The sequence below is a fragment of the Streptomyces sp. NPDC093598 genome (assembly GCF_044764825.1).
Lineage (GTDB): Bacteria > Actinomycetota > Actinomycetes > Streptomycetales > Streptomycetaceae > Streptomyces.
The window spans coordinates 358,801-377,687 of sequence record NZ_JBIWIV010000003.1; the positions used below are offsets into that span (position 1 = coordinate 358,801).

Below are 18,887 nucleotides of genomic sequence, written 5' to 3' on the forward strand. Positions count from 1 at the left end.
GAGCATGAGCACTGCGACCGCACTCGGCGAACTGACCGGCGACTACGTCCTCGACACCGACCGCACCCGCCTCGGCTTCACCGCCCGGGCCGCGATGGTCAGCAGGGTGCGCGGACGGTTCGACGCATTCGAGGGCAGCGCGCGGCTGGACGGGGGCAGCCCCTCGAAGTCGGCCGTCCGGCTCACGATCCGGGCGGCGAGCGTCCAGACCCGCAATCCCAAGCGTGACGAGCATCTGCGCAGCGGCGACTTCCTGGACGCCGGCGCCCACCCGGCCCTCACCTTCACCTCGACCCGCGTGGAGCCGACCGGCGGGACCGGCTTCGAGGTCACCGGCGATCTGACCGTGCGTGGCGTGACCAGGCAGGTCACCGTGGGCTTCGAACTGACCGGCGCCGGCAGCGACCCGCAGGGCGCCTTCCGGGTCGCCTTCACGGGCCGGACGGTCATCGACCGCGAGGACTGGGGTGTCAGCGGGGCCCGCGGCCTGGTCGGCCGGAAGGTGACGCTGGAGTTCGACGTCGCGGCGATACGGCGGTCCTGACACCGCGCGCCCGGAACGGGCCGTCGCGCAGGCCGTAAGGTCGCAGTACGGAGCTTTCCCGCGCACCACTGGAAGGAGTCCTCGCCGTGACGGACGGTCAGCGCATCCCGGTGATCATCGACTGCGACACCGGCGTCGACGACGCCCTCGCCCTGCTGTTCGCCGTACGGCACCCGGCGCTCGACGTGCGGGCGATCACCTGCGTGGCCGGGAACACCGACGTGGACGGCGTCGTCCGCAACACCCTGACCGTGCTGGAGCAGGCGGGCGCCCCCGAGATCCCGGTCGCCCGGGGCGCCGAGCGGCCGCTGATCGAGGCTCCCCGGTCCGCCCGGCACGTGCACGGACACGACGGCATGGGGGACCTGGGCCTGCCGGAGCCGGCCCGGGGGCCCGCCGACGTCGACGCGGTGACGCTGCTGCGCCGCGAGATCCTCGCCTCCCCGCGCCCGGTCACCCTCATCCCCACGGCCCCCCTCACGAACATCGCGCTGCTCCTGCGCACACATCCGGAGGTGGTCCGCAACATCGAGCGGATCGTCTTCATGGGCGGCGCGGCGGCCGCGGGGAACGCCACGCCCGTCGCGGAGTTCAACGTCTGGCACGATCCGGAGGCGGCCGCGATCCTGCTCACCGCCGGGGTGCCGATCACGATGTACGGACTGGACGTGTTCACGCGGGTCGTGGTCCCCGCGGCGGATGTGCGCAGGCTGCGCGCGAGCGGCGAGCCCGGGGCGCGGCTGGCCGGGGAGCTGCTCGCCCACCGTCCGGCCCGTCCGGACAGCCGTCCCGACGACCCCTCCGAGACGGCCGGCGGTCTCGGTGACGCGGGTGCGGTGTGCGCGGTCGCCGACCCGGAGGGCCTGACGACCCACCGCCTCCCGGTGGACGTCTCCCTCGCGCCCGGACCCACGCGCGGCATGACGATCGTGGACCGCCGCCCCCGGCCCGGCGAGTCGGAGATCCACGAGGGCACGCGCGAACAGCCCCTGGTCGACGTGGGTTTGGACGTGGACGTGGAGCGCTACGTGAAGCTCTACCTGGCGACGGTCGAGGCATGACGACGCCCGAGGTGCTGTCGCCGCCGGACGACAGCACCTCGGGCGTCTTCGGGTTCCCGCGTCCTACGCGTCGCGCCTGGCCGCGCGGCGGCGGGTCACGACGACGAGGGCCGCGCCGCCCGCCAGCAGGGCCGCCGCGCCGAAGGCGATCGGGCCGGTGCTGCTGTCGGCGCCCGTCTCGGCGAGGTCGCCGCCACCGCCGTTCGGCTTGGGCGCGGTGGGCGTCGACTCGGAGGCGCTCGGGGTGGGCGTGTCCGTGTCGGAGGACGGCGGCGTCGAGGGCTCGGCCGGCTCGGACGGGGACGCCGGGGGCGTCGTCTCCTCGGCCGGCTCGGTCGGCGTCGCGGGCGGCGTGGAGGCGGGGGGCTCCTCCTCGGTCGGCGGCGGGGTCGTGCAGTCCTTCGTGCCGCCGTTCCAGGCCGCGATCAGCTTGTCCTTGATGACCGGGCGGTCCGGGCCCTTGGGCAGCTCGCCGTGCTCGAAGCCGTCCTTCGCGTCGAGCTCGCCGTCGAACTTCACCGCGCCCCGGTAGAGGTCGATCTGCCCGAAGCAGCCCTTGTCCGGGATGGCGATGTCGAGCGACTCGGTGCCGCCCGGCTTGACCGTCACCGTGTCGAAGTCGACGAACACCTGCTCGCCGGAGGTCGCGAACGTCGCGCCGTGGGCGAGGTAGGACGCGAGGGAGGCCGTGCAGGTGGCCGCGTCACCGGCGGTGCGGACCGTGACGTGGACCTTGCCGTCGTCGGTCGGCTTCAGGTTCTGGTCGTCGACCTTGACCGAGTCGTAGAAGTTCGTGCCGTCGAGCGAGAACTGGCAGCGGTCGGTCCCGGTCTCCGTGCCCGCGCCCGTGCCGGGCTTGTAGCTGCCGCCGGACGACCAGCCGTCACCGCCGGGCGTACCGTGGGCGAACGCGGTGGTGGCGGAGGCGGCGCAGAGGGCGAGGGCCGCGGCGCCCGTCCCCAGCAGGCGGCGCGCGGTGACACGTCTCGCTATGGACATGCGTATCCCATTTCTTGGCGTGTGCAGAACCCGGGTGACGGCATGTGGGCAGCGCGCGGCGCACGGCTGCCGGGGCCGAACCGGGGAGTGAGTGGTTGAGAAACACTGGGCTCATTGGTCACATGCACCTCAGTGAGCCCCCATCGTGGCGGCGCCGCAGCACGCTGTCAACCTGCGGTGATGCAAAGGAAGTTGCGCCGCCATCACACTTCCATCACAGCAGGAATGGATCACTCCGATCAACGCGATGGTTCCTTTTTCCGGCATTCTGGACAGATTCAATGCTGTCGCCCGTATGCCCTTCGAAGGAGGCCGCGTGACCGATCGCTCCACCCTCGACCTGTCGTCCCGGGACCCCGACTGGTGGCGCCAGGCCGTCGTCTACCAGATCTACCCCCGCAGCTTCGCCGACGCCGACGGCGACGGACTCGGCGATCTGCGCGGCATCACGCGCCGCCTCGGTCACCTCGCCGCCCTGGGCGTGGACGCGCTGTGGCTCAGCCCCTTCTACCCCTCCGAGCTCGCCGACGGCGGCTACGACGTCGCCGACCCCCGGGGCGTCGACCCGCGCCTGGGCACCCTCGACGACTTCGACGCCCTGGTCGCCGAGGCCCACCGCCTCGGCCTGAAGGTCATCGTCGACATCGTGCCCAACCACTCCTCGCACCGGCACGCGTGGTTCCAGGAGGCCCTGTACGCGGGACCCGGCTCGGCGGCCCGCGACCGCTACGTCTTCCGCGACGGACGCGGCGAGCACGGCGAACACCCGCCCACCGACTGGCAGTCCGTCTTCGGCGGCAGCGCGTGGCAGCGGGTGCCCGACGGCCAGTGGTACCTGCACCTGTTCGCCCCGGAGCAGCCCGATCTCAACTGGGAGAACCAGGAGGTCCGCGCCGACTACCGCACCACCCTGCGCTTCTGGTCCGACCGTGGCGTCGACGGCTTCCGCATCGATGTCGCCCACGCCCTCGTCAAGGACCTGAGCGAACCCCTGCGCGACCTCGGCCGGCCCGAGCTGAGCCGCGAGGAGGCGCTCACCGCCCTGCCGCCCGGCACACACCCCTTCTACGACCGTGACGACGTGCACGAGATCTACCGCGACTGGCGCAAGATCCTCGACGCCTACCGCCCGCCCCGCATGGCCGTCGCCGAGGCGTGGGTGCCCGGAGCCCGCCGCGCCCTGTACGCCCGCCCGGACGAGCTGGGCCAGGCCTTCAACTTCGAGTACCTGGAGGCCGGCTGGGACGCGCAGGAACTGAGGCAGGTCATCACCGACTCGCTCGCCACCGCCCGGGCGGCCGGCGCCTCGGCCACCTGGGTGCTGTCCAACCACGACGTGATCCGCCACGCCTCCCGCCTGATGCTGCCGCCGGACACCGACCCCAACGCCTGGCTGCTCTCCGGCGGCCACGCCCCGGCGGTCGACGAGGCGGCCGGGCAGCGCCGGGCCCGGGCGGCCACCCTGCTGATGCTGGCGCTGCCCGGCTCGGCCTACGTCTACCAGGGTGAGGAACTCGGCCTGCCCGAGGTCGCCGACCTGCCCACCGAGGTGCTCCAGGACCCGATCTGGGAGCAGACGGGCCACGTCCGCAAGGGCCGCGACGGCTGCCGGGTGCCGCTGCCGTGGACGACGGCCGGACCGTCCTACGGCTTCGGGCCGGGCGGTGCCTGGCTGCCGCAGCCGCCCGGCTTCGCCGCCTACGCCGTAGAGGCCCAGGACGGGGTCGAGGGCTCCACCCTGGAGCTCTACCGCACGGCCCTGCGGCTGCGCCGCAAACTCCTCGACGGCGAGGAGCTGACCTGGTCGGCGGACGCGCCGGACGGCGTGCTCCGGTTCGACCGCTGCGAGGGCTGGCGCTGCGTCACGAACCTGTCCGACGCACCGGTGGAGCTGCCGGCCGGTGAGGTCCTGCTGACCAGCGCACCCCTGGAGGACGGCCGGCTCGGCCCGGACACGACGGCGTGGCTCGGGCGTTAGCCCGCACCCGGGCGGGGCGGCGGGCGGGGCGGTACGACCCCTGCCGCCCCGTCACCCGAACGGCCCATCCGCACGCGCCACCGGCCCGCGCGGCCCGGAGACTCGCTGGCAGAGCGCCGTCGACGTCGCACAGGGAGCCCCGCCCGCATGAACAGGTACAGGAAGACCGCAGCCGTTGCGGGCGCCGTCGCGGCGGGGGTGCTCGCGCTCCCCGGCCCGCCCGCGGCGGCCCGGGACGGCGAGCTGTGGGGTGCGGCGACCATCGCACCCGGCCGGGAGGGCATCGTCGAGGTCGCGGGCGTCCAGGAGACGGCCGCGGGCGCGACGCTGACGCTGACCGCGCCACGGGGCACCCGGGTGACCGGCACGCCGCTCGACGCGTCCGGCTACCGCGGCTCGGTCGCCGCCGACGGACGCAGCGCGACGTACACCGTCACCGGTGACGCGGCCGGGCAGGACCGGGTGTTCCCCTTCGTGCTGGCCGTGCCCGGGACTGCCGTCCCGGGCAGCCGGCTGCGGGACTGCGCCCTGCGGGTCACCGACGCCCGGGGCGTGCAACGGGCCGTGGGCCGGTGTGCCGTGACCGTGGGCCTGGCCGGGCCGACGCTGACCCGCCCGCTGTCCGGCGTACCGCTGACCGCCCGGCCGGAGATCTCCGGCACGGCCCACCCGGGCGCCCAGGTCACCGTCCGTGACAAGGACGACCAGGAGGTCTGCACGACCACCGCCGCCGCCGACGGCACCTGGACCTGCACCCCGGGCCCCGGCCTCCCGGCGGGCGCCGGCCTGTTGCAGGCGGTCGCCTCCCTGAACGGGGTGAGTGCGATGAGCGAGCAGATAGACATCTCGGTCGCTCAGGACGGCGAGGGTCAGTAGCGGACCGCCCGGGCCACCTCGGTCCGGACCTCACCGGACAGGTCGTGGGTGCTGCGGGCGGTGGCCGTGGCGGAGTGGCCGGCCTGCACGTGGTCCACCGTGACGATGACCGTGTCGACCAGCTGTCCCCCGGCGTCCCGGAAGTCGACCTGGACGGCGAAGGACCGGGACGAGTCGTCGGTGTTGCGGGCGGTGACCTCCGTGCGGACCCGGCCGTCGGATGCGGTGACGGGCGGGCCGGTCGTCACGTCGTCCCGGACGTCGGTGCCGTCCTGGATGTCGTCGAGCCGCTGCCGGGCCTCGGCCGAGGCGGACTCCACCGCCTCGCCGGCCTCCGAGGCGATCGACCCCACCGCGGACTCGGCCTTGCTCGCGACGTCCGCGGGGCTGTCGTCCCCGGTGCAGCCCGCGAGCACCGCGGACAGGGCCAGCGCCGAGGCCGCCCCTCCCGTCGCCCAGCGCGTCCGGTGGCGGGCAGCCATGTCGCCTCCCTGGGGCCTACGGCCTCACGTGCGTCCGAGCCCGCCGCCGCCGAAGGACCCGCTGGATCCCGGCGACCAGCGGCGCGGTTTCTGGTCCTTCCCCGTCCGGGTGCTCGCACGGTGGAGCTCATGGGGCATGAGCCGCTGACCGTCGCGCGCCACGACCGGCACGTCGTCGGGCTCCCGCATCTCCCGCATCTCGCGGACCGGCCCGGTGTCCGGCATGTGCGGCTGCTCCTCCGGGGCGGGGTGATGGGTGTCCTTGTCCATGACCTGCATCCCGACCCGCACGGCCCAGATCAGCGCGCAGGCCACGATCAGCCCGCCGACGAAGGCGATGGTCACGGCGACCGCGTGATCTGACGACGCCGCCAGTTCTGCATACGTTGCCGTATTCATGCCCCAAGTATCGCCGACGAAATGCCATAAAGCGCCCGGAATGCCGCACGGTAGGGCCGGGCAGCCCCGGCCGCGCCGGGGACGACCTCACGGTGACACCCTCCCCCCGCACGAGGAGATCACCATGCGCAGACACCTGGCGCGGCTGCTCGCCGTGCCGGCGGCCGCGTTCGCCACGCCCGGCACGGCGTCCGGCAGGGCGCAGGCCGCCGACGAGTGGAACGGCCAACCGGGGCAGCGTCAGCTACTGCGTGAGCTGGGACTCCGACGCCCCGTTCAGCGCCGCCCTGCGCGACCGGATCCACGCCGCGCTGAAGAAGCAGTGCGGCAAGCTGATGTCCGCGATGGTGGTGAACGGCAAGGGGCACGACGCCTGGCCGTACACCACCGTCCCCGTCGGCATCGTGGGCTGGGCGGTGAAGAACCGCTCCACCCTCCAGTGGTCGACACGTGGATGCTGCGCGACTTCCGGCGCCCATCTGAAGAGCCGCTACGGCTTGTGACCGACCGTGGGCGGTGCGGGCGGCCCCGGCCCCCGTGCCGCCCCGCGGGGTACGGTGGAGGAACCGGGGGTACCTCGCAACCGGTGGCCGAACCGGTCTCGCCCCCGGCGCTCCACGCACTCCCAGGACCCTTCCCGACCGGGCTCGCGGCTTTGCCACCTCCTGGCCACGCACCCCTTCCGCAGCAGGAGCCCCCGATGACGTCCGCCTCTTCGCCCCCGCCGCCCGTCCCCGCGCCCTCCGAGGTCCGGCTACGGCTCGCGGACCAGCCGCGCCAGGGCCGCACGGCCCGCCGGATCGACGGGGCGTGGTGGCCCCGCTCGTACGACCTCGCCACCGAACTGCCCGGACTGCTCGGCGGACTGCCGGGCGCCTGGGGCCGGATCAGCAGCGTCCTGGTCAACGGGGACACCTGGCCGGACTGCCCGGATCGGATGGTCGTCGCGGGCCAGGAGGTGCACGTGGGCCGCACGGACTCGCCGACCGCGCCGCACACCGTCTGCCTGCTCGCCCCCGGCCGCGGCCGCTGGGACCTGCTGGTGGTGCCGCCCGCCACCGGGGAGGCGGAGGCCGGCCGGCTCATGGAACGCGCCGTCACACAGGGCGTCTGACTCAGCGGGCGACCAGCACCAGGGCCAGGGCGGCCAGCGCCGGGACGGTCTGGACGAAGAGGATCTTCCGGCTGGCGGTGGCCGCGCCGTAGAGCCCCGCGACCGCCACGCACACCAGGAAGAACACCGAGACCTGGAAGCCCACCGGGTCGGACGCCACCGCGCCCCACACCAGACCGGCCGCGAGGAAGCCGTTGTAGAGGCCCTGGTTGGCCGCGAGGGCCTTCGTCGAGGCGGCGAACTCGGCGCTCGTGCCGAAGGCGGCCCGGGCCCGCGGCGTGGTCCACAGGAACATCTCCAGCACCAGGATGTAGACGTGGAGCGCGGCGAGGGCCAGCACCGCGAGCGTGGCGAGGGTCGACATGCGCTCATCATCACAGGCCCACCCGGCCCCTCCCCGTTCGGGCCCTCCCGGGAGGCGGCGCGCTGCGCCGGGTGGCAGATTGCGGCCAGAGGAAGGCCGGGTCCGGCCGTCGCGTCCCCGCGTGTGCCGCTCGGGAGCCGGGCCCGGCCTTCCCGCATGCCGCGCCTGGGCAGGTCCGTCCCGTGTCCGGAATCAACCATTCTCGGTTGACCAAGGGCCTCAGGTTTGATCAGCTGTCCCACCAGTCGTGTTCGATTCTGATCGAGCAGTTCATGGCTCCCTGGGGGGGAGCTTGTGACAAGTGGGGGAGTTTTCTTGATGCATCACGGTTCCGCCGTGCCGCGGCGCGCCAGATTCCGGCGCGGCGCCGCGGCCCTGACCTTCGTGGCGCTGACCGCCGGCACCGCCCTGACGGGCGCGCCGGCCGCGACGGCCGCCGGCAGTGCGGCGCTCGCCGGGAAGGCGTGCACACCGACGGAGGGCTTCTCCGGCTGCCGCCTGTTCGATCCGACCACGGCGAAGCAGGAGTTCAAGGTGCCGTCCGGAGTGACGGGCCTGGACGTACGGGCCTGGGGAGAGGGCGGCGCCGGCAACTCCATGACGAACGGCGGTGCGGGCGGCTTCGTCGCCGGCACCCTGAAGGTCAGCCCCGGAGAGGCGCTGAGCGTCGCCGTCGCAGGGCTGAACGCCGGTGACGCCCTCGGCGGCAAGGGCGGCAGCAGCGGCGCCGAGCGCGGCGGCAACAGCAGCGCCATCCGCACGAGCGGCGGCTCGGCGCTGGTCGTCGCCGGCGGCGGTGGCGGCGGTGGCGGCGACATCGCCCACGGCCAGGCCGGTGCCGCAGGAGGCGAGAACGGCCAGGACGCCACCGAGAAGGACCGCGGCGGCAAGGGCGCCACCGGCGCCGAGGGCGGTGCGGGCACCGGCAACGGCGCCGCGGGCGCCGACCACGCCAAGGGCGGTGCCGGTGGCGCCGGCGGCGCGGGCCGCTACGGCGGTGGCGGCGGCGGTGCCGGCTACGCGGGCGGTGGCGGTGGCACGGGTGCCGAGACCGGCTCGTCCACCGGCAACGACCCGACCACCGGCAGCGGTGGCGGCGGCTCCAGCTACGCCGAGCCGGCCCGGGTGGACGATGCCCGGTTCGTCGTCGGCAGCGGCTACAAGGCGCCGGAGAAGTCCGATCCGTTCTGGGCCTCCTCCGACAACCCGATCGACTCCGGTGTGGCCGAGGGCGGCGTCAACGCGCCCGGCGGCCCCGGCCGGATCGTCCTGCAGTGGCGGGGCCTCCCCGTCGACCGGCTGGCCCGGGTCTCCGGCACCGACGTGACGACCCAGCCGGGTCACGACGTCAAGCCGCTGGCCGTGGTGGCCCAGGGCAAGGACGGCAAGCCGGTCGCGGACGCCTCGGTGACGTACACGATCGAGGACCCGGACGGCCTGAAGCCGCTCTTCTACCTCACCGGCGGCCCGGACGACGACGAGACCGTCGTGGCGACCGACGCCCAGGGCCGTGCGCAGACCCCGTGGATCAACCTGAGCGGAAGCAAGGAGGGCTCGTTCACCGTCCGGGCCGAGACGCTGGGCGCCTCGACGGCCTTCACCGTCCGGGTCAAGGAGTCCCCGTACATCGTGAGCGCCGCCGGCGGCGACAAGCAGAAGGCCGAGCAGGGGCAGGACTTCGCCGACGCGCTGATCGCCCGGGTGGTCGAGTCGGGCAAGGCGGCACCGGCCGGCACCGAGGTGGAGTTCCGCGTCGAGGACACCGCCGAGGACGCTCCCCGTTTTGAGGGCGAGGACCGGGTCGTCCGCGTGAAGACCGACGACTCGGGCCAGGCGACGGCCCCGGCCCTGACCGCCGGTGAGGGCACCGGCACGTACACCGTGGCCGCCTCGGTCGGCGACGCCATGACCCAGTTCGCGGTCGAGGTCGTCCCCGGTGACGGCACGGAGGAGCCCGGCCCGGGCGACGAGTCCGGTTCCCCGTCCCCGAGCCCCACGACCGACCCGAGCCCCTCCGCGGAGCCGAGCCCGTCGACCAGCACCGGCACGTCCGGCACGACCGGGGGCGACGGCACCTCGACCACGGGCGGCACGTCGACGAACCTCGACGGCGGCAGCCTCGCCTCCACCGGCGCGGGCGGCATCGGCCTGCTCCTCGCGGCGGCCGCGGCCCTGGCAGCGGTGGGCTTCGCGGCCTTCCGCTTCGCCCCGCGCCTGAAGCTCCGCTCCCGCGACGACGCCTGACACCCCGTCGCTGAGACTGCCCGCACCCGGCCCCCGGGTGCGGGCAGTCGCCGTTTCGACCGCGCGCACCCGGGCTGCCGACCCTGCCCCGGCCCGGCGGCGGTCCAGGTCATGAGACGGAGGCACTTTGCGGAACCTTTGCCCGGGGGCCGGGCGTTGGGTGGGTGTGCGCGCGTGAGCGGGTGCGGTAGGTGATGCCGACTAGTACCGAGGTGACGTCAATGGCAGTGTGGGACCGGCTCAAGGACCAGGCCAAGTCTCTCCAGCAGGGTCAGGCCGGGCGGGGCGCGACGCCCGGCGGGCACAGCGGCGGGACGAGCTCCGGCGGTGGCGGCAAGGCCCAGCTGGTCGGTCTGCTGAAGACGCAGCTCGGGTCGCTGAAGAACGAGTTGAAGAGCGGTGCCTACCGGGACGCGAGCATGGCGATGTGCGCCCTGGTCGCGGCGGCCGACGGGCATGTGGACCCGGCCGAGCGGCAGCAGGTCGAGTCGATGATCCTCAGCAACGACGTGTTGCAGAACTTCCCGCCGGAGCAGCTCCGCCAGCGCTTCCACAAGCATGTGGACCAGCTGACCGCCAACTTCCAGCTCGGCAAGTCGGAGGCCATGCAGGAGATCGCCAAGGCCGCCAAGAAGCCCACCGAGGCCAGGGCCGTGATCCAGACCGGCATGGTCATCGCCGGTGCCGACGGCCACTTCTCCCAGGCCGAGGCGACGGTCCTGCGCGAGGCCTGCGCGACGCTGGGGGTGTCCCCGGCCGAGTTCCAGCTCTGACCAGCGAGCCGGGCGAGCTCCTGCCCGCCGTGGCAGGAGCACGGCACGGCTCCTGTCCGCGGTGACAGGAGCCTCCCGGCGGGACCGCCGTGCAGGAGCACCGCGTAGGAGCACCGCGCATGAGCGGACCGCGTGACAGGAGCACCGCGTAGGACCGGGCCGCCTGACAGGAGCACCGCGTATGACCACCGACCGGATCGCGTCGTCCCGGCGTGCCCTGCTGGCCGCCGCGGCCCTGCTCCCGCTCGCCGCCTGCGGGACGGACGACCGTCCCGCCGACGGCGCGAGCCGGACCCCCACGCCCACCGGTGCGCCGTCGGGCAGCCCCCCGGTGTACCGCCCCCGGCTGGCGGACCTGGAGCGTGCGTACGGCGCCCGCGTCGGCGTCCACGCCCTCGCGACCGGCACCGGTGCCAGGGTCGTCCACCGCGCCGGCGAGCGCTTCGCGTTCTGCTCGACGTTCAAGGCGCTGGCCGCGGCGGCGGTCCTGCACCACCGTTCCCCGAGCGGCCTGGACCGCCGCGTCACCTACACCGAGGCCGACCTGCGCTCCACCGCGCCGATCACCGGCAAGCGCGTCGCGACCGGGATGACACTCCGTGAGCTCTGCGACGCCGCCGTGCGCTACAGCGACGGCACGGCGGGCAACCTCCTGATGCGCGACATCGGCGGTCCCGCCGGCCTCACCGCCTATCTGCGCCGGCTCGGCGACACCACGAGCCGTATGGACCACTACGAGCCCGAACTGCACGACGTACCGCCGGACGACCCCGCCGACACCACCACCCCGCAGGCGATCGCCACCGACTTCCACGCGCTCCTCCTGGGCACCGCCCTGCCCGCCCGCGAACGCGGGCTCCTCATGGACTGGCTCTCGCGCAACGCCACGGGCGTCGGCGCCCGCCGCATCCGGGCCGGGCTCCCCCGGGACTGGAAGGTGGCCGACAAGACCGGGACGGGCAACTACGGCAGGGCCAACGACATCGCGATCGTCCACCCGCCCCGCAGCGAGCCGCTCGTCCTGGCCGTCATGACCGACCGGCCCGGATACGACAGCGAGCCCTCGGACGCCCTGATCGCCGAAGCGACCCGGCGGACCATCGCCGCCCTGAAGCTCCCGGGGCTCCCGTCGGCGTCTATAACGGGGCCATGATCTATCACGTCGTACCGCACACCGTCTGGAGCACCACCCCCGGCCAGGCGTACGCGCCCGCCTCCCTCGCCGAGGAGGGCTTCGTGCACTGCTCCCCGGACGAGGCGACCACCCTGGCCGTCGTCGACGCCTTCTACCGGGACGCGCCCCGGCCCCTGCTCGTGCTCGCCCTGGACGAGACGCGGCTCACCGCCAGGGTGGAGTGGGAGGCGGCGGCCCCCGCCCCGCCGCCCGGCGTGTCCGGAGACGTTCTGTTCCCGCACGTGTTCGGGCCCCTCGACCGGGACGCCGTCGAGCACGTCCTGGAGGTGCGGTGGGACGAGGAGGGCCGGGCCTCGCAGCTGCGTACGGCAGGATGACCGGGTGACCGAACAGAAGTCCACCCCCACCGCCCCCACCTTGCGCCCCGTCCGCGGAGCGGCCCGCTGCGCCATCGTGGCCCTCGTCCTCGCCGGAGTCACCTGGGTGGCCCGGGCGGTCTGGCACATCCGGCTCGCCGTGACCGGGGAGCCGGCGTCCGGCCCGCCCGACCAGGGCGGCGGCGTGCACCGCCCCCTGAACGCCCTGGAGGACTCCTACCACCTGGTCGCCTCCGTGGGCGGCGGTGTCACGGCCGTCTGCGCCATCGTGTTCCTGTTCTGGCTGGACCGGGTCAGGGACAACGCCAAGGCCCTCTCGGGCGCGGCCCCGCGCTACAGCCACCCCTGGCTCTGGCTGGGCTGGATCGTGCCCGTGGTGAACCTGTGGATACCCCGGGGCCTCGTCGCGGACGTCCACCGCTCGGTCTTCCCCGAGCGGCGGCTGCCCGCCGTCGTGAACTGGTGGTGGGGCCTGTGGCTGGCCGGTCTGGCCGGTGGCGTGGGACTCATCTACGCCGACGACACGGACGAGGTCATCGCCCGCGCCTATCAGGGCGTCCTGCCCCTGCTCGCCGCCGACCTGGTGATCGTGGCCGCGGCCGGGGCCGCCGCCCTCATGGTCCACATGCTCACGACGGCGCAGCAGGAGCACATCGCCGGCCAGGACTACTGACCGGGCGTCAGCGGCCGGTACACCGACACGGCGAACGAGGCCGTCACCGGCGCCGGCGTGCGCAACCGCTCGGTGCGGCCGCGCAGTTCCGCGGCCGTGAGGTGATGCGCGGTCGGACTCATGCTCACCAGGCGGGTGATGTCCTCGGCCGTGAGCCTCATCGCGTACTCCAGCGACTCGGTGCGATCGAGCCGGAAGTGGGCGTCCAGGGCCCGGCGCAGGCGCTCCTCCTTCCTCGGGTCGACCGCCAGCAGCCCGACCGGGTCGTGCAGTTCGCGCAGGTGCCGACCGCTGGGGGTGACGACGAGCAGCGCCCCGTCCGGGGCGAGGACGCGGCGGAACTCGGCTCCGTTGCGGGGTGCGAAGACGTTGAGCACGAGGTCGGCGCAGCCGGTGCGGACGGGCCACGGCCGCCAGACGTCCCAGCCTGCGGCCTCCGCACGGGCATGTGCGCGGGCCGCTGCGCGCAGGGCGGGGACGGAGCTGTCCAGCCCCAGCCCCAGGGCCCGGGGGAGGGCGTCCAGGACCGCCGCGAGGTAGTGGCCGGTGCCCGCTCCCGCGTCCAGCACGGTCGCGTCGGGCGGGGCCAGTTCCGTGGCGAGCCGCGCGAGGGTACGGGCGAGCGGGTCGTAGTGCCCGGTGCCGAGGAACGCGGCGCGGCAGCGGACCATGTCGGGGGAGTCGGCGCTCGGGGCGCGCCGGTGGCCGGTCAGCAGGCTGACGTAGCCGTGGCGGGCGATGTCGAAGGTATGGCGGCCGGCGCAGCGCAGGGCGCCGCGGACGGGTTCGAGGCCGGCCGGGCACAGGGGGCAGGTCAGGACGGACAGGAGTCGGTCGGACGGCATGGGTGCTCCTCGGAACGCGGCGCACCGCCGGGAAGCGGGGGCGCCGCGTGCGGATGGCGGACGGTGAGGCGTCGGCGCCCGCCGGCCGGCCGCCGGGAACCGGCAGCCGGGGCGGGTACGCCGAGGACGGCGACGTGAGGGGCTCACGTCGCCGTCCTCACCGCGGCGTCAGAGGAAGCAGTGAGGCAGGGCGTTGCATGCCAGGGCCATACGGCAAGGCTACCGACCGCCGCCGGACGTCACGACGAGCCGCCCGTGCGAGGCGTGCGCCGACCCTGCCGCCGACCCCCGGAACTTCGGCGGTTATCGTCCGCTCGTGAGCGAACTGTCGGCTGTGTACCTGCCGGAACCGACCGCCGGACGGCTGCTGGGATCGTGGCAGCCGGACGTCCCCGCGCTGCTCCTCGTCGCCGTGCTGGGCGGGCTCTACGCCTGGGGTGTGATCCGGGTGCGCGGCCGGGGCGGGTCCTGGCCGCCGGTGCGGTGCGCCGCCTTCGTGCTGCTCGGGCTGGGGACGATCGTCGTGGCCACGATGTCGGGCCTGGCCGTCTACGACCGTGAACTGTTCTGGCCGGCCGCCGTGCAGAACGTCGGACTCGACCTGCTCGCGCCGCTGGGCCTCGCCCTGGGCGACCCGCTGCGGCTCGCGGTGGAGGCGCTGCCGGAGGGCGGCGCGGTCCGGGTGCGGCGGGCGCTGACCGGCAGGCTGGTCAGGCTGCTGACGTTCCCGCTCGTCAGCACGGTCCTGGTGCTGGCCACCGAACTGACCGTCTACTTCACGCCGTACTTCGCCACCGCGCTGCGCGTGGGCTGGCTGCACGAGCTGATGTATCTGCATCTGCTGGCGGCCGGCTGCCTGTTCGTCCTGCCGGTGCTCACCCGCGAGCAGGCCCTGCCCGCCTGGTGCACCCACCCGGTGCGGGCGGCCCTGGTCTTCCTGGACGGGGTCGTCGACGCGCTCCCGGGACTGGTGGTCATGACGCACGGCACCCTGATCGCGGGCGCCTGGTACCTGCACCACGCACCACCCTGGTCGCCCGACGTCCACCACGACCAGCAGGTGGGCGGCGGCGCCATGCTGGGCATCGCCGAACTGGTCGCGATCCCCTTCCTGCTGACGGTCCTCGGGCAGTGGGTGCGGGCCGAACGCGCCCAGACGGCCGTGCTGGACCGGCGCCTCGACCGCGAACTCGCCCCCGCCGCCCCCGCGGCGGCTGCGGAGGAGTCGTCCGAACTCGTCCGGCCCTGGTGGGAGACCGAGCAGGGTGAGGTGGCGGAGCGGATGCGGCGGCAGGGGCGAAACGGCTGACCCGGGCCGGTCAGCGGCTGTCGGCCGCTGACCGGTCCGTGCTCGGGCGGGCCGCCGAGGGGACGGGGCGTATCGAGGTGGGGGTGGCCGACGGGGCGCGGGACGGCGCCGCCTGGCCGGTCGCCGCCTCCTCGGGGGCGCGGGTGCCGGGGCTGGACGCACGGGGGTCGCCGGTGCCCGGGCGGAGCGTGCCCGGGGACGAGGGGCGGGAGTCGGATGCGGACGGGGACGGCACCGGGGTGGGGGAGGTCGAGTCGGTGGCCGGCGCCGGTCTCGTGGTGGGCGGGGCCATCGGGATCGTCGGGGTCGTGGGGTGCTCGGGCGCCGTGAGGCGCAGCGGGAGCGCGATGAGGGCGGCCGCGACGCAGCACAGGCCCGCCCCGGCCGCGGTGCGCAGCAGACGGCGGCGGTTCGCCCGGCGGCGGATCGCCTCGTACTGGCCGGCGGGCGCGCCCAGGTAGTCGGGTGAGGAGGGACGCAGGATCACGGCGAGCGGGTCGTCGGGGGCGGACTCCGGGTCGCCCGGGTCGTCGTCAAGGCGTGTGGTCAAGGCTTCTCCTCAGGTGGACGCGGAGCAGTTCCCGGGCCGCGTGCAGGTCGGCCTTGACGGTTCCTTCCTTGCGCCCGGTCAGTGCGGACACCTCCCGGATCGGCATGTCAGCGTAGTAGTGGAGGAGGATCGGGACGCGCAGTCGTTCGGGCAGGGACTGCACGAGCAGCCGCACCGACGGGTCGGCCTGTTCGGAGTGGGGGCGTACGGCGGCTTCCGAGGTGACGCGGTGCAGGGCCCGCCGCTCGCGCTCCAGCTTGCGCCAGTGGTCCCGGACGAGATTGGCCGCGGTGACGTAGAGGAAGCCGCGCGGCTCCTCCACGGACGTCCAGCGGGCCCAGAGCCGGGTGAACGCCTCCGAGGCGATCTCGTGGGCCGTCCCGTCGTCGTCGACGAGACGGCGGCACCAGCCGGCGAGGCGCGGGTAGAGGGCGGCGAACAGCTCGGACGCTGCCTTCTCGCGGGACCGTTTCAACGCTCTCCAGGGGTGGGGGACCCGGCACCGCTCAGCGCCGCGAACACGATCACGTTGTCCGCGTAACCGTCACCGGTCCGCGCACCGCCGCAGGTGATGAGCCGCAGCTCCGGGCGGTCCACGTTCCCGTAGACGTCGTCCGCCGGGAAGTCGGTCTTCGGGATCGTGCGTACGGCCGTGACGGCGAACTCCGCCGCTGTGCCGTTCTCCAGGCGCGCCACGATCCTCTCGCCCCGGCGCAGCCGGGCGAGGTGGCGGAAGACGCCGTCGCCGTACGGGCCGACGGTGACATGACCGAGGAGCACCGACGGGCCGGTCCGGCCGGGCGTCGGCGAGTGCTGGTACCAGCCCGCCCGGTCGTGGGCCGTGACCGGCGGCACCTGCACGGTGCCGTCGGCGGCCAGGCCCAGCCGGATGACCGGGGTGTCGACGCCGATGGCCGGGATCAGCAGCCGTACCGGGACCGAACGGGCCAGGGGGCGCGCCCTCTCGGCAGGAACCGGCGAAGCGGTGCTCTTCGGCGGCGGTGCGGTGGCCCCGTGGCCCGCGCACGCCGTCAGCAGGGCCGCCGGCGCCCCGGCCGTGAACGCGCGCCTGGAGAACGCCCTCATGCCCCGGTCGTCCGGCGGCGGCGTACGACGAACACCGTGCCGCCGCCCAGGGCGAGCACCGCGGCGGCGCCCGCGCCGATCGCCGTGCCGCCGGACCGGGACGCCGGGGACGCCGCCGTCACACCGGTGTCGGGCGCGCCGCTCGGCACGACGGAGACCTGGTCCTCGGCGGGTGCCGGGGTCGGTTCGGCACTGGCCGGCGCCCGGGTCGGTTCGGCCGCCCGGGTCGGTTCGGCGCTCTCCGCCGGCTGGGCGGTGGGCGCGGCGGACGACGGGACCGGGCTCGGGGTCGTCGCCCCGTCCGCGAACGCGGGCCCGGTGCCGATCAGTACGGCGGTGCCCGCGAGGGCCAGGGCACTGAGGACGGTTCGGCGCATGGAATCGCACTCCTTCATCGGTCCGCCCGACGGTCGGCGGGCTGGGTGACAGATCGTGCGGAGAGACGAGGCGGCGGCGGGGCAGGTTGTAAAGAGATGGCAAAGTCGTCGCGGTGGCTCTGAAATATCCGGCTGCGCGCGGGAGTCGGGGCGGCTAGCATCCGTCGCGATGACGACTCACTCCGTGAACAGATTGGGGGACCCGTCCGCGCAAGGTGAGTGCTGATGCTCACCGACCTCGCGAACGGGGACTTCCCGCTTTCCTCTTGGCCGCCTTCCTTCCGGCCGCTTTCCTTCTGGCCGCGCGTGCGCGAGTTCGCCGTGCCGCCCTCCATGATCGAGACCGCTACGGCGCGCCGCCGCGCCGGTGACTGGGCGGGCGCCTGTGCCGCCGCGCGCATCGACGTCGACCTCCAGCCACGCCTCGTGGCGCGGCGCCACGGCCGGGAGCTCGCCGCCCGGCTCCGGGCCGACCTCCGGCACCTCGCCCCCGACCTGCTGCGCTGGCACATGCCGAGGATCGCGCCCGACGGGCTGCTGCGGCCGGGCCTGACCCTCACCCTGGCCCGGTACGGCACAGAAGGCGCGGGACCACTGCACCTCGTGGTGCGGACCCCGCCGGCCCGGGCGGACGCCGGTCAGCGGATCAGTCTCGCCCTGTGGGACGCGTCCCGCGCACGGGAGGCCGACCGGCGTCATCCGCACCCCCGCCCCAGTCGGCGTTTCCGGCTCGACCTGCACCGCCACCTCTGGGACGCGCGCCGGGCCGGTGAGCTGCGGGCCCGGTCGGGCGACGGCCGTTCGGCCGGGGACCCGGAACTGCCCGGGCCGCTGCCGCACGGGCAGCGGTGTGCCGTCGACCGGTGGGCGGCCGAGGCGGAGATCCTGCTGCGCGCCGAGGGACGGTCCGCCGGCAGGGTCTGCGTGCGGCTCGGGGCGCGCCACCGGATCGTCCTGGCCGTGTCCGACGGCGGTGAAGAGACCGCCATGTCGTACGCGCGCGCCCCCGACTCCTCGCTCCCCGTGCTGCCCGACGCGGCGACCTGGGTGCTGCCCGACCTGGAGCTCCTCCACGCCGGGGCCATCGACGCCGGACGCCTGCATCCCCTGGTCGCCTCGGCGTTGGGGGTGGAGGGGGCCGGCGCCTCCGGCGGGGTGCCCGAACGGACGGGTGATCCACGGGTCGTGGAGTGCCGGGGTGCCCGGCACCGGATCGGCCTGGTCGGCGGCGAGCTGGCCGCGCTCGACCACGATCCGGCCGAGATCCGGCGGGAGGAACTGCTCGCCGCCTTCGGCGGACCGCCGCTGCCCTGTCTGCGGGCCGTCGACGAGGCACACCGCCGGCCCGACTGCCTCCCCGGCGTCCGCGAACGCCTCCACCACGGGGACGTCGCCGGCGCGCTCGCCGCCGTCGAGAGTCTGCTGGGCCCCGAAGCGGTGCTGCGTGACGGCCCGTTGCGGGACGCGCTGGAGACGGCCGCGCGGCGGCGCATCGCCCACGGGCTGTTCCGGGCGGGCCTGGAGGGCCCTTCGCCCGGCAGCCTGCGCCCCTGGGACCGCCGCCGCTCCCGCGGCGACGGCCCGCACCCTCGCCACATGACCTGACCCGCATGTGACCGGGTCCGGCTCCGCCCGTCCCTGTCCCCGTCCGCTCCTCGTTCCGCTCTGTTCTGCTCCGTTCTGCTCTGTTCTTCTCTTCTT

At 74.6% G+C, this 18,887-nt stretch carries 22 protein-coding genes; 13 read left to right on the forward strand and 9 right to left on the reverse strand.

Annotated elements, in window-relative coordinates:
- Window positions 1-4 precede the first annotated feature (4 nt).
- Window positions 5-544 (forward strand): YceI family protein, encoded by a 540-nt coding sequence (locus tag ACIRDU_RS13450; RefSeq protein ID WP_403578131.1) that lies wholly within the window; start codon window positions 5-7, stop codon window positions 542-544.
- Between the two features lie 86 nt (window positions 545-630).
- The gene (locus ACIRDU_RS13455; RefSeq protein ID WP_403578133.1) at window positions 631-1,605 is read left to right on the forward strand and encodes a nucleoside hydrolase; all 975 of its coding nucleotides are present in this window, start codon (window positions 631-633) and stop codon (window positions 1,603-1,605) included.
- A 63-nt stretch (window positions 1,606-1,668) separates the two neighbouring features.
- Here ACIRDU_RS13455 and ACIRDU_RS13460 read toward each other — a convergent pair whose 3' ends face one another.
- Window positions 1,669-2,604, reverse strand: a complete 936-nt coding sequence (locus ACIRDU_RS13460) for an LAETG motif-containing sortase-dependent surface protein (RefSeq protein WP_403578135.1) — start codon at window positions 2,602-2,604, stop codon at window positions 1,669-1,671.
- 295 nt (window positions 2,605-2,899) lie between these two features.
- On the opposite strand from ACIRDU_RS13460, the gene ACIRDU_RS13465 reads away from it, so the two are divergent.
- Complete coding sequence (locus ACIRDU_RS13465; protein ID WP_403578138.1) at window positions 2,900-4,582, forward strand: glycoside hydrolase family 13 protein; 1,683 nt, start codon at window positions 2,900-2,902, stop codon at window positions 4,580-4,582.
- A gap of 147 nt (window positions 4,583-4,729) precedes the next feature.
- On the forward strand, window positions 4,730-5,458 hold the full coding sequence (locus ACIRDU_RS13470; protein ID WP_403578141.1) for an Ig-like domain-containing protein: 729 nt from the start codon (window positions 4,730-4,732) through the stop codon (window positions 5,456-5,458).
- On the opposite strand, the gene ACIRDU_RS13475 is transcribed toward ACIRDU_RS13470, so the two are convergent.
- Together ACIRDU_RS13475 and ACIRDU_RS13480 are read right to left on the reverse strand one after the other, a co-directional pair.
- A complete protein-coding gene (locus ACIRDU_RS13475; protein ID WP_403578144.1) occupies window positions 5,452-5,940 on the reverse strand; it encodes a hypothetical protein in 489 nt (162 codons plus the stop codon). The two genes, ACIRDU_RS13470 and ACIRDU_RS13475, sit on opposite strands and share 7 nt — an antisense overlap.
- Before the next feature lie 24 nt (window positions 5,941-5,964).
- Window positions 5,965-6,339 carry a DUF6479 family protein gene (locus ACIRDU_RS13480; protein WP_403578146.1) on the reverse strand — a complete coding sequence of 125 codons (375 nt, stop codon included), beginning with the start codon at window positions 6,337-6,339 and terminating at the stop codon, window positions 5,965-5,967.
- 251 nt (window positions 6,340-6,590) lie between these two features.
- On the opposite strand from ACIRDU_RS13480, the gene ACIRDU_RS13485 reads away from it, so the two are divergent.
- Together ACIRDU_RS13485 and ACIRDU_RS13490 are read left to right on the forward strand one after the other, a co-directional pair.
- Entirely contained in the window at window positions 6,591-6,842 is a 252-nt protein-coding gene (locus tag ACIRDU_RS13485) for a hypothetical protein (RefSeq protein WP_403578148.1), read from the forward strand.
- 197 nt (window positions 6,843-7,039) lie between these two features.
- Complete coding sequence (locus ACIRDU_RS13490; protein ID WP_403578151.1) at window positions 7,040-7,453, forward strand: DUF5994 family protein; 414 nt, start codon at window positions 7,040-7,042, stop codon at window positions 7,451-7,453.
- 1 nt (window position 7,454) lies between these two features.
- Here the strand turns inward: ACIRDU_RS13490 and ACIRDU_RS13495 are convergent, their stop codons facing one another.
- Window positions 7,455-7,817 carry a DUF1304 domain-containing protein gene (locus ACIRDU_RS13495; RefSeq protein WP_403578154.1) on the reverse strand — a complete coding sequence of 121 codons (363 nt, stop codon included), beginning with the start codon at window positions 7,815-7,817 and terminating at the stop codon, window positions 7,455-7,457.
- Between the two features lie 318 nt (window positions 7,818-8,135).
- On the opposite strand from ACIRDU_RS13495, the gene ACIRDU_RS13500 reads away from it, so the two are divergent.
- From ACIRDU_RS13500 to ACIRDU_RS13520, 5 genes are all read left to right on the forward strand, one after another.
- Window positions 8,136-10,061 carry a hypothetical protein gene (locus tag ACIRDU_RS13500; RefSeq protein WP_403578156.1) on the forward strand — a complete coding sequence of 642 codons (1,926 nt, stop codon included), beginning with the start codon at window positions 8,136-8,138 and terminating at the stop codon, window positions 10,059-10,061.
- Between the two features lie 221 nt (window positions 10,062-10,282).
- Window positions 10,283-10,834 carry a tellurite resistance TerB family protein gene (locus tag ACIRDU_RS13505; protein WP_403578159.1) on the forward strand — a complete coding sequence of 184 codons (552 nt, stop codon included), beginning with the start codon at window positions 10,283-10,285 and terminating at the stop codon, window positions 10,832-10,834.
- Window positions 10,835-11,015: 181 nt separating this feature from the next.
- Window positions 11,016-11,987, forward strand: coding sequence for a class A beta-lactamase (bla, locus tag ACIRDU_RS13510; RefSeq protein ID WP_403578162.1), 972 nt, complete (start codon window positions 11,016-11,018; stop codon window positions 11,985-11,987).
- On the forward strand, window positions 11,984-12,346 hold the full coding sequence (locus ACIRDU_RS13515; protein ID WP_403578165.1) for a DUF952 domain-containing protein: 363 nt from the start codon (window positions 11,984-11,986) through the stop codon (window positions 12,344-12,346). The genes bla and ACIRDU_RS13515 overlap by 4 nt, the downstream gene beginning before the upstream one ends.
- Before the next feature lie 4 nt (window positions 12,347-12,350).
- The gene (locus ACIRDU_RS13520; RefSeq protein ID WP_403578167.1) at window positions 12,351-13,019 is read left to right on the forward strand and encodes a DUF4328 domain-containing protein; all 669 of its coding nucleotides are present in this window, start codon (window positions 12,351-12,353) and stop codon (window positions 13,017-13,019) included.
- Here ACIRDU_RS13520 and ACIRDU_RS13525 read toward each other — a convergent pair.
- The gene (locus tag ACIRDU_RS13525; protein ID WP_403578170.1) at window positions 13,013-13,864 is read right to left on the reverse strand and encodes a putative RNA methyltransferase; all 852 of its coding nucleotides are present in this window, start codon (window positions 13,862-13,864) and stop codon (window positions 13,013-13,015) included. The genes ACIRDU_RS13520 and ACIRDU_RS13525 overlap by 7 nt on opposite strands.
- A 316-nt stretch (window positions 13,865-14,180) precedes the next feature.
- Here ACIRDU_RS13525 and ACIRDU_RS13530 point away from each other — a divergent pair, with 316 nt between their 5' ends.
- A complete protein-coding gene (locus ACIRDU_RS13530; RefSeq protein WP_403578173.1) occupies window positions 14,181-15,173 on the forward strand; it encodes a cytochrome c oxidase assembly protein in 993 nt (330 codons plus the stop codon).
- A gap of 10 nt (window positions 15,174-15,183) precedes the next feature.
- Here the strand turns inward: ACIRDU_RS13530 and ACIRDU_RS13535 are convergent, their stop codons facing one another.
- From ACIRDU_RS13535 to ACIRDU_RS13550, 4 genes are read right to left on the reverse strand one after another with little or no spacing between them, the layout of a single operon-like run.
- Window positions 15,184-15,723 (reverse strand): hypothetical protein, encoded by a 540-nt coding sequence (locus tag ACIRDU_RS13535; RefSeq protein ID WP_403578176.1) that lies wholly within the window; start codon window positions 15,721-15,723, stop codon window positions 15,184-15,186.
- Complete coding sequence (locus tag ACIRDU_RS13540; protein ID WP_403578178.1) at window positions 15,707-16,198, reverse strand: RNA polymerase sigma factor; 492 nt, start codon at window positions 16,196-16,198, stop codon at window positions 15,707-15,709. Before ACIRDU_RS13540 ends, ACIRDU_RS13535 begins: the two co-directional genes overlap by 17 nt.
- The gene (locus tag ACIRDU_RS13545) at window positions 16,195-16,809 is read right to left on the reverse strand and encodes a class F sortase (RefSeq protein ID WP_403578181.1); all 615 of its coding nucleotides are present in this window, start codon (window positions 16,807-16,809) and stop codon (window positions 16,195-16,197) included. Before ACIRDU_RS13545 ends, ACIRDU_RS13540 begins: the two co-directional genes overlap by 4 nt.
- The gene (locus ACIRDU_RS13550) at window positions 16,806-17,186 is read right to left on the reverse strand and encodes a sortase-dependent protein (protein ID WP_403578184.1); all 381 of its coding nucleotides are present in this window, start codon (window positions 17,184-17,186) and stop codon (window positions 16,806-16,808) included. The genes ACIRDU_RS13545 and ACIRDU_RS13550 overlap by 4 nt, the downstream gene beginning before the upstream one ends.
- A 225-nt stretch (window positions 17,187-17,411) precedes the next feature.
- On the opposite strand from ACIRDU_RS13550, the gene ACIRDU_RS13555 reads away from it, so the two are divergent.
- Entirely contained in the window at window positions 17,412-18,791 is a 1,380-nt protein-coding gene (locus ACIRDU_RS13555) for a hypothetical protein (protein WP_403578186.1), read from the forward strand.
- Window positions 18,792-18,887: the final 96 nt, after the last annotated feature.